13 protein-coding genes are annotated in these 14,059 nt (G+C 62.5%); 7 read left to right on the top strand and 6 right to left on the bottom strand.

Annotation, left to right across the window (positions count from 1 at the left end; translation table 11 throughout):
* Nucleotides 1–109 precede the first annotated feature (109 nt).
* Both AC1DX0_RS19870 and AC1DX0_RS19865 read left to right on the top strand, forming a co-directional pair.
* Nucleotides 110–517 (top strand): hypothetical protein, encoded by a 408-nt coding sequence (locus AC1DX0_RS19870; RefSeq protein ID WP_477356555.1) that lies wholly within the window; start codon nucleotides 110–112, stop codon nucleotides 515–517.
* A gap of 134 nt (nucleotides 518–651) precedes the next feature.
* Nucleotides 652–2,565, top strand: a complete 1,914-nt coding sequence (locus AC1DX0_RS19865; protein WP_477220374.1) for a PhoX family protein — start codon at nucleotides 652–654, stop codon at nucleotides 2,563–2,565.
* Between the two features lie 65 nt (nucleotides 2,566–2,630).
* On the opposite strand, the gene AC1DX0_RS19860 is transcribed toward AC1DX0_RS19865, so the two are convergent.
* From AC1DX0_RS19860 to AC1DX0_RS19850, 3 genes are all read right to left on the bottom strand, one after another.
* The gene (locus AC1DX0_RS19860) at nucleotides 2,631–4,202 is read right to left on the bottom strand and encodes a GMC family oxidoreductase (RefSeq protein WP_477220373.1); all 1,572 of its coding nucleotides are present in this window, start codon (nucleotides 4,200–4,202) and stop codon (nucleotides 2,631–2,633) included.
* A gap of 49 nt (nucleotides 4,203–4,251) precedes the next feature.
* Nucleotides 4,252–4,782: a gluconate 2-dehydrogenase subunit 3 family protein gene (locus tag AC1DX0_RS19855; RefSeq protein WP_477356553.1), complete on the bottom strand. Its 531-nt coding sequence runs from the start codon at nucleotides 4,780–4,782 to the stop codon at nucleotides 4,252–4,254.
* An 80-nt stretch (nucleotides 4,783–4,862) separates the two neighbouring features.
* A complete protein-coding gene (locus tag AC1DX0_RS19850) occupies nucleotides 4,863–5,258 on the bottom strand; it encodes a VOC family protein (RefSeq protein ID WP_477220371.1) in 396 nt (131 codons plus the stop codon).
* Between the two features lie 228 nt (nucleotides 5,259–5,486).
* On the opposite strand from AC1DX0_RS19850, the gene AC1DX0_RS19845 reads away from it, so the two are divergent.
* Nucleotides 5,487–5,792: a ribbon-helix-helix domain-containing protein gene (locus AC1DX0_RS19845; RefSeq protein WP_027044642.1), complete on the top strand. Its 306-nt coding sequence runs from the start codon at nucleotides 5,487–5,489 to the stop codon at nucleotides 5,790–5,792.
* A gap of 97 nt (nucleotides 5,793–5,889) precedes the next feature.
* Here the strand turns inward: AC1DX0_RS19845 and AC1DX0_RS19840 are convergent, their stop codons facing one another.
* Both AC1DX0_RS19840 and cckA read right to left on the bottom strand, forming a co-directional pair.
* Nucleotides 5,890–6,603, bottom strand: a complete 714-nt coding sequence (locus AC1DX0_RS19840) for a purine-nucleoside phosphorylase (RefSeq protein WP_477220370.1) — start codon at nucleotides 6,601–6,603, stop codon at nucleotides 5,890–5,892.
* An 89-nt stretch (nucleotides 6,604–6,692) separates the two neighbouring features.
* Nucleotides 6,693–9,269 (bottom strand): cell cycle histidine kinase CckA, encoded by a 2,577-nt coding sequence (gene cckA / locus AC1DX0_RS19835; RefSeq protein ID WP_477356551.1) that lies wholly within the window; start codon nucleotides 9,267–9,269, stop codon nucleotides 6,693–6,695.
* 326 nt (nucleotides 9,270–9,595) lie between these two features.
* On the opposite strand from cckA, the gene AC1DX0_RS19830 reads away from it, so the two are divergent.
* Nucleotides 9,596–10,351 (top strand): hypothetical protein, encoded by a 756-nt coding sequence (locus tag AC1DX0_RS19830; protein WP_477220368.1) that lies wholly within the window; start codon nucleotides 9,596–9,598, stop codon nucleotides 10,349–10,351.
* A 156-nt stretch (nucleotides 10,352–10,507) separates the two neighbouring features.
* On the opposite strand, the gene dksA is transcribed toward AC1DX0_RS19830, so the two are convergent.
* The gene (dksA, locus tag AC1DX0_RS19825) at nucleotides 10,508–10,924 is read right to left on the bottom strand and encodes an RNA polymerase-binding protein DksA (RefSeq protein ID WP_477356549.1); all 417 of its coding nucleotides are present in this window, start codon (nucleotides 10,922–10,924) and stop codon (nucleotides 10,508–10,510) included.
* Between the two features lie 276 nt (nucleotides 10,925–11,200).
* Between dksA and AC1DX0_RS19820 the strand changes: the two genes are divergently transcribed.
* The 3 genes from AC1DX0_RS19820 to AC1DX0_RS19810 form a co-directional block, all read left to right on the top strand.
* The gene (locus tag AC1DX0_RS19820; RefSeq protein WP_477356547.1) at nucleotides 11,201–11,704 is read left to right on the top strand and encodes a SixA phosphatase family protein; all 504 of its coding nucleotides are present in this window, start codon (nucleotides 11,201–11,203) and stop codon (nucleotides 11,702–11,704) included.
* 88 nt (nucleotides 11,705–11,792) lie between these two features.
* The gene (locus AC1DX0_RS19815) at nucleotides 11,793–13,268 is read left to right on the top strand and encodes a YcjX family GTP-binding protein (protein WP_477356545.1); all 1,476 of its coding nucleotides are present in this window, start codon (nucleotides 11,793–11,795) and stop codon (nucleotides 13,266–13,268) included.
* The coding region (locus AC1DX0_RS19810; protein ID WP_477356544.1) for a TIGR01620 family protein at nucleotides 13,265–14,059 on the top strand (795 nt) is incomplete at its 3' end. The genes AC1DX0_RS19815 and AC1DX0_RS19810, both read left to right, overlap by 4 nt.

The following is a 14,059-nucleotide window of genomic DNA, read 5'->3' as shown; positions in this document are numbered from 1 at the left end:
CAAATTGAGTATGTGCCTATATTTTGAACTCGGCAGTCAGATCGCAATTAGCGGATGTTGCGGCGCGGCGCAAAAATAGGGCAAGCTCGCTCCTCAACCGAGCAACGTCATGGCATCCCTGATTTCACGCATTTTGATCGGCATCGTGTTTCTGGCGACAGCGACCGGGGCAGCACGGGCCGACTTCAGTGACGGCAAGATGCCCGATGGCACCTATCACTGCGAAGTCTACCTGCTCGGCATGTTCATCAACCTCGGCGACATCACCATCAAGGGAAATGTCTACACAGGCCCTGTAACCTTCGGCACCGTCCAACAGGGCTATAATTACCAGATGGACGCAAACGGCGTGATCTCCTGGCTGGGACCGCTCGGTGGCTACACCACCGGCGGCAACGCGCTGTCGATGACCCAGGCAACGCTGGATGGCCAGAGCCCGCCCTCCTTCGACATCATCATGMRGCAGCCCGACGGCGCCTTCACCGCCTCGACCTGCACCAAGGAAGGCAGTCAGTAAGCCTTTCCTCTGGCAACGGCGCCGCCTCCGTGCGGCCCGCAAGCCGTGTCCGCCGGTCTGATGTCATCTGAATGTTGCCGAAGCTGGATAGGGCAGCGGTGCGCCGTCACCCATCCACATCGAGAGGCAGACACATGGCCGACTTCCCGTCTTCATCCTCCCCTGTCATCCGCGAAATCATTGCCGAGCGCGTCTCGCGCCGGGCCCTCCTGAAAGGCAGCCTCGCTTCCGGCACCCTGATCGCCGGTGGCAGCTTTGTCGGCTCGCTGTTTGCCGGCGAAACACACGCCGCGGCAGCGCTTTCCACACTCGGTTTTCCCGAACTGAAGCGCGTCTATGACAAGACCCACGCCGCCGCGGAAGGTTATGAAACAACGATTGTCGCACGCTGGGGCGATCCGCTTGTCGCCGGCCTGGCGGATTTCGACGGCAACAAGGTCGCCGCCGCAGAACAGGAAAAGCGCTTCGGCTATAACTGCGATTACATCGCCTTCCTGCCGCTGCCCAAGGGTTCGATAAACTCCGACCACGGCCTGCTTTGCGTCAACAACGAATACATCTCGCCCAATGTGATGTTTCCCGGCATGACCGAGGACAACGCCGGCAAGACGATGAACAAGGAACAGGTCGATCTCGGCCTGGCGGCGATGGGTCACTCGATCGTCGAAATCATGTTCAAGGACGGCAAGTGGCAAACCGTCGAGGACAGCCCGCTCAACCGCCGCATCACCGCCAACACCGAAATGACGGTTTCCGGACCGGTGGCCGGCCATGCGCTGCTCAAGACATCCACTGACGCGACCGGCACAAAAGTGCTCGGTACCAGCTACAATTGCAGCGGCGGCTTCACCCCATGGGGCACAGTGCTGACCTGCGAGGAAGGCGTTTCCGACCTGTTCGGCGGCGACCCGAAAAAGGCGCCGACCGCGGACATTCTCGAGCGCTACGGCTTCGACGGCTCCGACATTTATGGCCGTGGCCGTTTCCATGACCGCTTCAACATCGACAAGGAACCGAACGAGCCGAACCGCTTCGACTGGGTGGTCGAGATCGACCCTTATGATCCCCAATCCAAGCCGCTGAAGCGCACCGCCCTTGGCCGCATGTCGCACGAGGCCTCTACCGTCGTCCTCAACAAGGACGGCCGCATCGTCGTCTACATGGGTGACGACGACTATTTCGAATACATGTACCGCTACGTCTCCAACAAGGCCTACGACAAGGCGAACCCGGCTTCCAGCAGCGGCCTTCTGGACGATGGCGTGCTCTCGGTCGCTCGTTACGATGCCGATGGCTCGATGACCTGGCTGCCGTTGGTTCACGGCCAGGGCAAGCTCACCGTAGAGAACGGCTTTGCCGACCAGGCCGAAGTGCTGCTGAAGACGCGCCTTGCCGCCGACGCGCTGGGCGCGACCCCGATGGACAGGCCGGAGGACATCGAGACCAATCCGGTCACCGGCCGCGTCTACGCCGTCATGACCAAGAACAAGAAGCGCGACGAATCCAAGGTCAATCCGGCCAACACGCGGCCCGAAAACCTCTGGGGCCACATCGTCGAGCTGATCCCGCCTGGCGGCCGCGGCACCGAGGCCGATCACACATCAGACAAATATGCCTGGGACCTGTTCGTGCTCTGCGGCAATCCCAAAGATGCCAAGATCGGCGCCACCTTCCATCCCGATACGTCGGAAAATGGCTGGTTCGTCTGCCCCGACAACATCACCTTCGACCCGGCCGGGCGGCTGTGGGTGGCAACCGATGGCGCCAATGATTTCGACCTGCCGGACGGTGTCTATGGCGTTGACACGGAAGGCCCGGCGCGCGGCCTGCCAAAGCTGCTGTTCACCTGCCCGCATGGTGCGGAAGCGACCGGCCCCTGCTTCACCCCGGATGGCACGACGCTGTTCCTTTCGGTCCAGCACCCGTCCGAGGATGCCGAAACGCTCGACAAGGCACAGTCGCTGTGGCCGGATTTCAAGGACGGCCAGCCGCCACGGCCATCGGTCGTCGCCATCCGCCGCAAGGACGGCCAGCCGGTCGGTGCGTAGCGTCCAGCAGACAAAAAAAGGCGCGGAACCGTGTCAGGTTCCGCGCCAGCAGGCAGTCGGGGAGGTCAGATGGTTTTCGCCGACATTTGGGCGGCGATGTAGTCGGCCTGGCGGATCGCCAGCGAGACGATGGTCAGGGTCGGGTTTTCGGCAGCGCCTGTCGTGAACTGGCTGCCATCCGACACGAACAGGTTCTTGATGTCGTGCGTCTGGCCATGCTTGTTGACGACGCCGTCCTGCGCCTTCTCGCTCATCCGGTTGGTGCCGAGATTGTGGGTCGAGGGATAGGGTGGCGTCGGGAATGTGCGGGTGGCGCCGACCGCATCGTAAAGTGCGGTGGCCTGCTTGTAGGCATGGTCGCGCATCGCCGTGTCGTTGGGATGGTCGTCGAAATGCACGTCGGCGATCGGCATGCCGTGTGCGTCCTTTTCGTCCTTGTGCAATGTGATGCGGTTCTCCTCGCGGGGCATGTCCTCGCCGACGATCCACAGGCCGGCCATATGGTCGTAGTGGTCGAGCGCCGTGGTGAAGGAGCGTCCCCAGCCGCCCGGGTTGAGGAAGGCCGCCATGAACGGCAGGCCGAGCGACAGCGTCTCGAACTCGTAGCCGCCGACAAAGCCGCGCGATGGATCATGGCGCGCCTCGTCGCGGATGATGCCGGCCATGGTGGTGCCGCGATACATGTGCACAGGCTTGTCGAAGATGGCATAGACCGAACCGGTGGTGTGCCGCATGTAGTTCTTGCCCACTTGCCCCGACGAATTGGCAAGCCCGTGCGGGAATTTGGCCGATTGCGAATTGAGCAGCAGGCGCGGGCTCTCGATCGAATTGCCGGCAACCGCGACGATGCGAGCCTTCTGCTCCTGCAGCTTGCCGTCCTTGTCGGCGTAGACGACGCCGGTCACCTTGCCGCTGGCATCGTGGTTGATCTTGATCACCATGGCGTTCGGCCGGACTTCGAGATGGCCTGTCGCTTCGCCCTTCGGGATTTCGGTGTAGAGCGTCGACCATTTGGCGCCCCATTTGCAGCCCTGGAAGCAGAAGCCGGTCTGCTGGCAGGAGTTGCGATCGTCGCGCTCGACCGAGTTGATCGCCATGTTGCCGGTGTGGCATTCCTTGTAGCCAAGTTTGTCGGCCCCGGCCTTCAGCACCTTGAAATTGTTGTTGCCCGGCAGGCGCGGCCAGTCATTGGTGCCGGTGACGCCCATTTTGGCTTCCGCCTTGGCGTAGTACGGCTCCATCTCGGCCAGCGTGATCGGCCAGTCGAGCAGGTTCGCGCCTTCCACTTTGCCATAGGTCGACGCCGTCTTGAACTCATGCTCCTGGAAACGCAGTGAGGCGCCGGCCCAGTGCGTGGTCGAGCCGCCGACCGATTTGACGATCCAGGCCGGCAGGTTGGGGAAATCCTTCGCCACGCGCCAGTCGCCGGACGTCGTGCGCTTGTCCGTCCAGGCAAGCTGGGCGAACGAACCCCACTCGTCGTTGATGAAGTCCTCATATTCGTGGCGGGCGCCCGCCTCGAGGATGACGACGTCGATGCCCTTCTGGGCGAGTTCATTGCCGAGCGTGCCGCCGCCGGCGCCCGAGCCGATGATGACGACCACGCCATCGTTTTTCAGATCAAATGTAGCTGCCATGGTTTCCTCCCATGAATTCCTGTTTGCGGGTTACTGGAACGATCGAGGCTCAGAGCCACTCGATGTCGYYGAAACCGCGCGCGATATAGCCGCCCTTGGAGTAGGACTCGCCCTCGTAGCCGAAGATCGGCCACACCTCCTGCTGATTGTAGAGGCTRACSACSAGGCCGCCGCGAAYCGWCTGGAAGAASGGCGTCTTTTCTATCTCGGTGAGCAGCGCCACACGCTGCTCTTCCCAGCCGAGCCCGCGATAGCCGCCCTTGCCGGCCTTCTTGTCGAGTTCGGCAATGCCCTTCTCGATCAGCTCCTTGTGGGCAGGATCCTTGGCGGCCGTCTCGTCATGGCCCTTGACCGCGACGGCATAGTATTTGTCCGGCACCTGGTCGTGCGGATAGATATCGCGCGCCACCTGGATCAGTGTCGCCATCGTCTCCGGCTTCAACGCCGAGGTTTCCAGCCCCCAGGCCTGTTCGGGACTGATGACGGCGCTGCCGGAAATGACGAGCAACGCGCCGATGCTGCCGCGCTTGAGAAGTTCCCGACGTGAAAGTCCAGGCTTCCCGTCATAGATCGTGACCATTTGTTCCTCCCTGCTTGCTATTTGCACCCCTAGGAGTGCCGTTGCTGGCACCGCACCTTTCGGTGCGGCTGCGATGTGTCCTATTGGAAGCGCCCTCCACGCTGCAGAACCTCGATCTTGTAGCCGTCGGGGTCCTCGATGAAGAAAAAGCGGGCGATCAGCGAACCGTCGCGGTTGAACTCGACGATCTTCTTCGGGTTGAGGCCAAGCGCGCCGAGGCGGTCGTGTTCGCCGTCGAGATCGGCAACCGAGACCGCGAGGTGGCCGTAGCCGTCGCCAAGCGCATAAGGCTCCTGCCGGCCCTTGTTGACGGTCAGCTCGACTTCGAAAGGCGTATCGGCATTGCTGAGGTAGATCAGCGTGAAGGTCTCGAAATCCAGCCGTTGGGCAACGTCGAGACCGAAGGCCTTGTTGTAGAAATCGATGGACCGGGCCTCCTCGAGAACCCGGATCATGGTGTGGATCGCCTTCGCCAAATCAGACTCCGCAGCGTTCGTGCTTTCGAAGGTGATTATGCGCGCCGGTCGAGATAAGGTGGTGGCAGCCGATTACCACGCATAGGATCGAAAAACGGGTACATGCATTAAGGACGAAAGTCCGATTGCCGTTGTCGGCCGTCCGGTCGAAAATGAAATCGCAGGCAGTGATCAAAAGGCGCCGATGGCTCCGTCGACGCCCAAGACCAACAAAAATGGGAGGTAACGATGTGCAGAGTGTTTGCCGCACAGGATCCGGAAGGCTATCGCCAGATCAACCGGTCGATTCGTATCGATGGCCATTCGACCAGCATCCAGCTTGAGGCGACGTTCTGGGCCTTGCTCGACGAAATCGCTGAAAGCCAGAACCTGACGACGCCCAAATTCATCTCGAAGCTTTACGACGAAGCCATCGAGATCAATGGCGAAATACCTAACTTCGCGTCCATGCTACGCACCACCTGCGCACTCTATCTGCGCGGCCATCGGCCTGACTTGGACGAGCGGATGGCGTTGAAGCAGGAAGCCGCCTAGAGCAATTCCAGCAAAAGTGTGAGCGGTTTTGCGTCCGGAATTGCGTCAAAACTAAGAGTTAGAGCAATTCGCCGTTTCCGTGAAACGGTGAAATGCTCTAGCGCGCTTCCACGGCGATTTCGAACGCCAGCCGGCTCATATCGGTGAAAAGCGCCTGGCGTTCGGAATAGTCGGCCTGTTCGCCGGTCACCAGATTGTCGACGACGGTCAGCAGCGACAAGGCCCTCGCGCCGAAATGCGCCGAGATCCGGTAGAGCGCGCTGGTTTCCATGTCGACGGCCAGCGCTCCGAGCGCCCTTGCTTCGGCATAGCGGGCGCGCGCTTCAGGATGGTAGAATATGTCGGTGCAGGCTGTCAGGCCGGCGTGGTGGTCGATGCCGAGTTCGGTCGCCTTGGCCAAGGCGCAAGCAAGCAGCGCCGAATCCGGGCCGGCATCAGCTCCGTAAAGGCCAAAGACCTGACCGCTCTCGGTGTTTTCCGGCCGCGCCATTTGCGAGATCACCAGGCTGCGCAGCTTTACCTCATCGCTGAGGCCACCGCAGGTACCGGTGCGGATCAGTGTTCGGACGCCATAATAGTCAAGCAATTCATGGGCATAGATCAGGAAGGATGAAACACCTATACCCGTCGACTGAATGCTGATCGGCCGGCCGCGAAACAGGCCTGTAAAGCCCAGAGCACCCCGCCGGCGATTGACGCAGCGTGGCGCCTCCAGAAATGTCAGCGCCATCCATTCGGCGCGCTGCGGGTCACCCGGCAACAGCACCGTTTCGGCGTAGTCGCCCTTGTCTGCCTCGATGTGTGGCGTCAATCGCTGCTCCCCCAAGCCCGCTTGCCGTTTCATCCACAATCATGGCGCTGTCACGGCGTTACGCAAAACGGTTATTGGAGGACGCTAAATTAGGATTCAAGCACGTCCTTGACGATCGTTGCCAGTTGCTTGAGCGAGAATGGCTTCGGCAGGAAGCCGAAATGCGCGTCGGCCGGCAGGTTTCTGGCGAATGCGTCCTCGGCATAGCCCGACACGAAGAYGAACTTGATRTCCGGCTGGCGCTTSCGCAATTCGCCAAGCAGSGTCGGCCCRTCCATYTCCGGCATSACCACGTCGGARACGACGATRTCGACCTTGCCRCCMARSGCYTCGAACACTTCCAGCGCCTCGACGCCSGAGGAYGCCTCGTGCACSGTATAGCCGCGCGAMRTCAGCGCCCGCATGCCGCCCATGCGCACSGCATCCTCRTCCTCGACCAGCAGCACCGTGGCTGACCCGGACAGGTCCTTGGTGCTGTCGATTGGTTTGACCGGTGCTGCGCTTGGCGCTTCCCCGGCTTCGGCTGCCGTCTTCGCTTCGGCGATGTGGCGCGGCAGGAAGATGCGGAAGGTCGATCCCTTGCCGACCTCGGAATCGCAGAAAATGAAGCCGCCGGTCTGCTTGATGATGCCGTAGACCATGGACAGGCCAAGGCCCGTGCCCTTGCCGACCTCCTTGGTGGTGAAGAACGGCTCGAAGATCTTCTTCAGCACGTCGGGCGCGATGCCGCTGCCGGTGTCCTCGGCTTCGACCACGACATAGTCGGCCGCGGTCAGTTCGCGATAAGGGAAGGTCTTGCACTCCTCGGCGGTGACGTTGCGGGTGCGCACGGTAAGATCGCCGCCGGCAGGCATCGCGTCGCGCGCATTGACCGCCAGATTCACCACCACCTGCTCGAACTGGCCGATATCGACCTTGACCGGCCACAGATCGCGGCCGTGGTCGATCTTCAGCTTGATGTCGTTGCCGACCAGGCGGGCCAGCAGCATCCTGAGATCGGCGAGCACGTCGGTCAGGTTCAGCACTTCCGGCCGCAGCGTCTGCTTGCGCGAGAAGGCCAGCAACTGCCTGACCAGCGAGGCCGCCCGGTTGGCATTCTGCTTGATGTTCATGATGTCGGGGAAAGACGGATCCGACGGCCGGTGATTGGTCAAAAGCAGGTCCGAGGCCATGATGATGGCGGTCAGCACATTGTTGAAGTCATGGGCGATGCCGCCGGCGAGTTGGCCGACCGCCTGCATYTTCTGGCTCTGCGCCATCTGTCCTTCGAGCGCCTTCTGCTCGGTCGTGTCGACGGCGTAGACAATGGCCGATTCCTCGGCACCCTCGCCGCCGGTGCCRTCGGCAACGGCATTGACGTAGAATCGGATGTGMCGCTCTTCGTTRCCGGGCAGCACAGTGTCGATCGGCTCGATGTCGGCCTGCCGCTGCCGGGCTTTCTCGAAKGCSGCGGCAAARGCCGGCCGSTCGCGYTCATGGATCACCGTATCGAGCCGCACGCGGCGATCCACGGCGTCCCGGTCGACGACCGAGGAAAACAGCGACAGGAACGGCGCGTTGGTGCGCAGGATGCGCCCACTGGCGTCGACACCCGCGATCGCCATCGGCGTCGAGTTGAAGAAGCGGGTGAARCGSACYTCSGARGCGCGMARRTCGGCCGAAGCGTCCTCGCCYTGSGTGCGGTTGAGCACGATSGTGCGSGTCGGRCCGYYSASWCCTTCGCGGCTGGCCGAAACGCGATGCATGAAGCGCACCGGCAGCGCCTCTCCCGTCATCGTCGTCAGGTCGAGATCGATGACCGCGTTGCGCGTCGTGCCGGGATCGGCCTTGACCGACCGCACCAGCGCCATGCCGTCGCCGGCTACGATATCGGGCAAGGTCACGGCGCCAGGTGTGAAGCTGGCGAGATCGATACCCAGCCACTCCGCCAGCGTGGCGTTGATGTAGGTGACCCGACCGTCCTGGTCGGCGGAAAAGAAGCCGGCCGGGGCATGGTCGAGGTGATCAATGGCCTTCTGCAGGTCAAGGAAGAAACGCTCCTGCTCCGCCCGCTCCTGCGAAATGTCGGAGAGTTGCCAGGCCAGCATCGGCAAGCGCTGGCCCGGAACGCTGAAGGTGCGGGCGCGCGCCCTGTACCAGCGGGCGCCCGGTTCGGCGCCGGGCCGAATCGACTGCGCCAGCCGAAACTCGCCGTCCCCCGGCTGGCCGTCACGCAGGCCGGATGCCAGCCGGTAAATGGTCACCGAGGCCTCGGGAACATCCGATAGCAGCCCTTCGACCGTCTTGAGGTCGGCGGCCGAGGAAGCTCCGGTCATCTCGGCATAGGCCCGGTTGGCGTAGACGACGCGGCCCTTTGTGTCCGTCACCAGCAGGCCCTGTGCCATCGAATCGACGAAAGCCTTGGACAGTTCATCGCCGGTCGAGCGCGGCGTCACCTGTACGAAGCCGATCGCGGTCGCGAACAGGAAGCCGACGCCGATCATCGCCAGCACGCCCAGCATGCCGAGCAGGAACGGGTCACCGAGGCGCTCGCGGAACAGACCGAAAATGATCGCGGCGCCCGTCAGAACGACGATGAAGATGATGAGCCGGGTGACCGCGCCCGGTCGCGTGTTCTGGTCGACGATCGGTACCGGATAGAAATCGCCGCGCGYTTCCTTGGCCATRTGCCCCCTGCTCGTGAAGTCCGATGTTCCGACACCCGCCCCTAATGCATGTCGCCCAAAAGTGACTTCGGTTTTGGGAAAACGACATGCATGAAAACAAGGACCTAAAGCGCGTCGCATGAATCGGCGTCAGCGCGACGCGCTTTAGCCGGTTGAATCACATTCTCCTAGTCCGGAAAAGGCCCSGRCGGCAAATGTCMGWTAAAAATGRTGCCGGCCGGCCTTCCCTGTGTTTCAAGCTGTTCACGATGCGTGAAGGCAACTTGCGGTAGCTAGTCCCAACGGTCTAGTGTCGCGTCACTTTCCGAACCGATCAGGGGAAACCAATGCAGTGGCTGGATAGCGTGGCGGGCCCTGGTTATGCGGCTGCACTCCTGTGGACCTTCGCGGCGCTGATCCTGCTGGTCATCGTGCTCGTCATCATCAGGCTCGTGCGCAACCTGACCTTCGGCACGTTTGTCGCGGGTGGCCGGAACCGCAAGACGCGGCTCGCCGTCATGGACGCAACCGCCGTCGACAGCCATCGCCGGCTGGTATTGGTGCGCCGCGACGACATCGAGCATCTGCTTCTGATTGGCGGCCCGACCGACGTCGTCGTCGAGCGCGACATCCGTCTCGCCGCCCCGCGCCGTCCGGCGCTGACTGGAGATGGCGGCTTGCAGCCTGTCCCGGCCACCGCGGCCCCGGCGAAACCGCGGCCGCCGCAGCCGGCTCCCGCACCGGCACGACCGGCACCGGTGCCGCAACCGGTGACCGCGGCCGTGCAGCCTGCCCGCCCGCGCCCGGCAGCGCCGCCACCGGCACCGGCGCCCGCACCAAAACCGGTAACGCAGGCCTATCAATCGACCAATGTCACGCCGCTGCCTGCATACGGCTCCGCCAACGCCAATGCCATCAGGCACGCACCACCACCGCCGCCAAGGCAGGACAGCATCGACGAAACATTGATGAAGGACCTCGAATTTTCGCTCGACCAGCCCCGCTCCGGCGGCCCTGTYGGCAAACCGGCAGCCAAGGCGCCGCAGTCGCTCGACGATGAAATGACCAAGCTGCTGGGCGAACTTTCAAGCCAGAAGAGATGATTGGCGCCTGAGGCGCCCCGCCGGCGATCTGGCCGAGGTTTGCTTCCGTTTGCTGCAATGGATTTGCCACGCACCAATAAAAACGGCCGGAAAACCCGGCCGTTTTTATTGCAACTTCATTGAAACTGCCCTGACAGACGGTTCACAATCAATACGTCAGTCGTCGCGATAGACTTTTTCGCGGCGCTCGTGCCGTTCCTGCGCTTCGATCGACAGGGTAGCGATCGGACGCGCGTCGAGCCGCTTCAGCGCGATCGGCTCGCCGGTTTCCTCGCAGTAGCCGTAAGTGCCCTCATCGATGCGCTGGAGCGCCGAATCGATCTTTGAGATGAGTTTCCGCTGACGGTCGCGGGCCCTGAGCTCGATGGCGCGGTCTGTTTCCGAAGAAGCGCGGTCGGCGAGGTCGGGGTGGTTGGCGTTTTCCTGCTGCAGGATTTCGAGAGTTTCGCGCGCTTCGCGCAATATGTCATTTTTCCAGGTGACGAGCTTCAGGCGGAAGTAGGATTTCTGCCGTTCGTTCATGAACGGCTCGTCTTCGGAGGGTACGYAATCGGCGGTAACGATGTCGTTCATTCGACTCACCCAAACTGCCCCAAATTYCGCGCCTATATATTCGCCGCCCGACGCCTGCACAAGCGCAATCGGCCACCGACTCACGCAATTGTTAAAGTGCCCCAACGGCACTTGCTGAAGAGAAATGCAGTTGATTCTATGACGAAAGCACCGCAACCCCTTACCACGTGGTGTTATGCGCAATTCCTTGCGCGGGAGAATACGGACCATTGTGCGCAACGCCCTTCTCGTGGCTAATCGCGATGCAGCTTCGGCATCGGCATCATTGGAGGTTGGGTGAGCAGGCTCTATCTGTTGCGACACGCCAAGGCCGGCTGGGCGCTGCCCGGCATGCGCGATTTCGATCGTCCGCTCGACGCATCCGGCCGCGCCGACGCCGAGATCATGGGCACCGCCATGCGCTCACGTGGCTATGTCCCCGACCTGACATTGTGCTCCAACGCCAGGCGCGCCAAGGAAACGCTCGAAGGCCTKGCCGGCCAGACCGACACCGGCMRGGTGCTGTTTTTCGAYACGCTCTACAGCGAAGACGCSGCCGGCTACCTCSGCMTYATCCGGGAGCATGGCGGGCCGGGYTCGCTGCTGGTCATCGGCCACAAYCCGATGACGGAGGATCTTGCCATGGCGGTGTCAGGCGACGGCGACGAGACGGCGCGTGCGCTGCTCAATCACGGTTTCCCGACCTCGGGCCTGGCGGTCGTGCGTTTCCTGGACGATCTGGCGAAAGCGGCCCAGGAAACGGGTTATCTCGAAGCGTTTCTGACACCGGCCGATCTCTAGCATCGATTTGGATGTCAATTTCTGGCGCCATTTCAAAGCCGGGTCCCAACGCCTATATCGGACGCACCGAAGCCCGAGAGATCACATTTTGGCATCATCGCTGACCACCTTCACCGACGAGGCAAGGATTGCCCTCGATACGCTGTCGGGACGCGCCACCGGGCTTTTTTCGCCGTCGCTGCGATTGGGCGTTACAGGCCTTTCGCGCGCCGGCAAGACGGTGTTCATCTCCGCGCTGGTCCACAATCTGATCCATGGCGGACGCTTGCCGCTATTCGAGGCGCAGAAATCCGGGCGTATCGCTCGCGCCTTTCTCGAAGAACAGCCCGACGACGCGGTGCCGCGCTTCCAGTACGAGGACCACATCGCCGCATTGGTCAACGACCGCGTCTGGCCCGATTCGACGCGCGCCATTTCGGAACTGCGGCTAACGATCGAATACGAATCAGCCTCCGGCTGGAGCCGCATGTTCTCCTCCGGCAAACTGTCGGTCGATATCGTCGATTATCCCGGCGAATGGCTGCTCGACCTGCCGCTGCTCGGCAAATCCTTCGCTGATTTTTCACATGAGGCCATCGAGATGGCCACTTTGCCGGTGCGCGAGGATCTGTCGCGGGCCTGGCGAGCGATTTCAGCCGAGATCGACCCGAATGCCGACGCCGATGAGATGACCGCACGCCGCCTGGCCGAAAGCTTCGCCGCCTATCTTCAGGCCTGCAAGCTCGACGAGCGTGCGCTTTCGACCCTGCCGCCTGGCCGTTTCCTGATGCCTGGCGATCTCGAAGGCTCGCCTGCGCTGACCTTCGCGCCGCTGGCCGGCCTCGACAGGCGTCCGCGCCTGGGATCGCTGCACGCCATGATGGAAAGGCGCTACGAGGCCTACAAGACGCATGTTGTGAAGCCTTTCTTCCGCGAACACATTGCGCGTCTCGATCGCCAGATCGTGCTGATCGATGCCATGCAGGCGCTGAACGCCGGCCCTGGCGCCATGGCTGACCTCGAGCGCGCGGTGACCGAGATCCTCAGCTGCTTCCGTCCTGGCCGGGGCRGCTTYCTCACCGACCTSTTTTCRCGGCGCATCGATCGCATCYTGGTSGCCGCGACCAAGGCCGAYCAYCTGCAYCACGARAGCCAYGACCGGTTGCAGGCCATCGTGCGGCGACTGGCCGACCGTGCCGTGGCGCGGGCGAATTTCACCGGCGCCGATGTCGACGTGGTCGCCATGGCGGCGGTGCGGGCGACCCGCGAGGGCATGGTCAAGCAAGGTCGCGAAACCTTGCCCGTCATCATCGGCACGCCGATCGCCGGCGAGAAGATCAACGGCGAGACGTTTGATGGAAAGACGGAAACAGCTATATTTCCTGGTGACTTACCAGAGAAGATTGATGCGGTATTCGATACTTCGGGTCCAGATCACCGGCAGGATTCCACGGACCCGGCAATCCGCTTTGTGCGGTTCCGTCCGCCAAAACTCGAACGCACGGCCGAAGGCGTGACGCTGTCGTTGCCGCATATCAGGCTCGACCGTGCCCTGCAGTTCCTGATCGGAGACCATCTGGCATGATCGCGCCCCGCAAACCAGCGGCATTCCGCATCGAGCCGGAAGCCGCGCCAACGCAAGAGGCGTCAAAGACGCGCCAGGCCGAACCTTCGCGCAAACCCCGCGTGATGAAGACCGATGTCGCGCTGGTCATACCGGCGGAGGTCGACGTCTTCGACGAACCCGACATCATTGCCGCCGCACCGCCGCCGACGATCGCCCCCAGAAAACGCTCGCTGTTCGGCAGCATCTTCTTTGGCGCCATAGGCGTGCTGGTTTCGCTGGCTGTCGGCCTGTGGACCGACCAGCTGATCCGCGATCTCTTCGCCCGCGCCGAATGGCTGGGCTGGCTGGCCGCCGGCATGGCCGTTATCGCGCTGCTGGCGCTCCTGGTGATCCTCATTCGTGAATTCCTGGCGATTGCCCGCCTTGCAGAGGTCGAAAAGCTGCAAAAACGTGCGCTCGATGCCATCGCGCGCGACGATCCCAAGGCGGCGCGATCGGTGGTCGACGAGCTTTCGGCTTTCGTCGCGGCCAAGCCCGAAACCGCGGCCGGCCGGCGCGCACTGGCCGAACTGCGCGGCGAAATCATCGACGGCGGCAATCTGGTGCGCCTGGCCGAGGCGGAAATTCTTGGCCCGCTCGATGCCAGGGCAAAGGTGATGATTCTCGAGGCCGCCAAACGCGTCTCGCTGGTGACGGCGGTCAGTCCGCGCGCGCTCGTCGACGTCGCCTATGTCGTGTTCGAGGCCGGACGCCTCATTCGCCGTCTCTCGGAACTCTATGGCGGACGGCCGGGAACGCTGGGTTTCTTC

The sequence above is a fragment of the Mesorhizobium sp. P3_A9 genome (assembly GCF_056402975.1).
This window is presented reverse-complemented; position numbering and strand designations above follow the sequence as displayed.

Excerpts from the sequence above, each read along its gene's own strand:
- AC1DX0_RS19865 (WP_477220374.1), top strand. The coding sequence starts at position 652 with ATGGCCGACTTCCCGTCTTCATCCTCCCCTGTCATCCGCGAAATCATT.
- AC1DX0_RS19860 (WP_477220373.1), bottom strand. The coding sequence starts at position 4,202 with ATGGCAGCTACATTTGATCTGAAAAACGATGGCGTGGTCGTCATCATC.
- AC1DX0_RS19845 (WP_027044642.1), top strand. The coding sequence starts at position 5,487 with ATGTGCAGAGTGTTTGCCGCACAGGATCCGGAAGGCTATCGCCAGATC.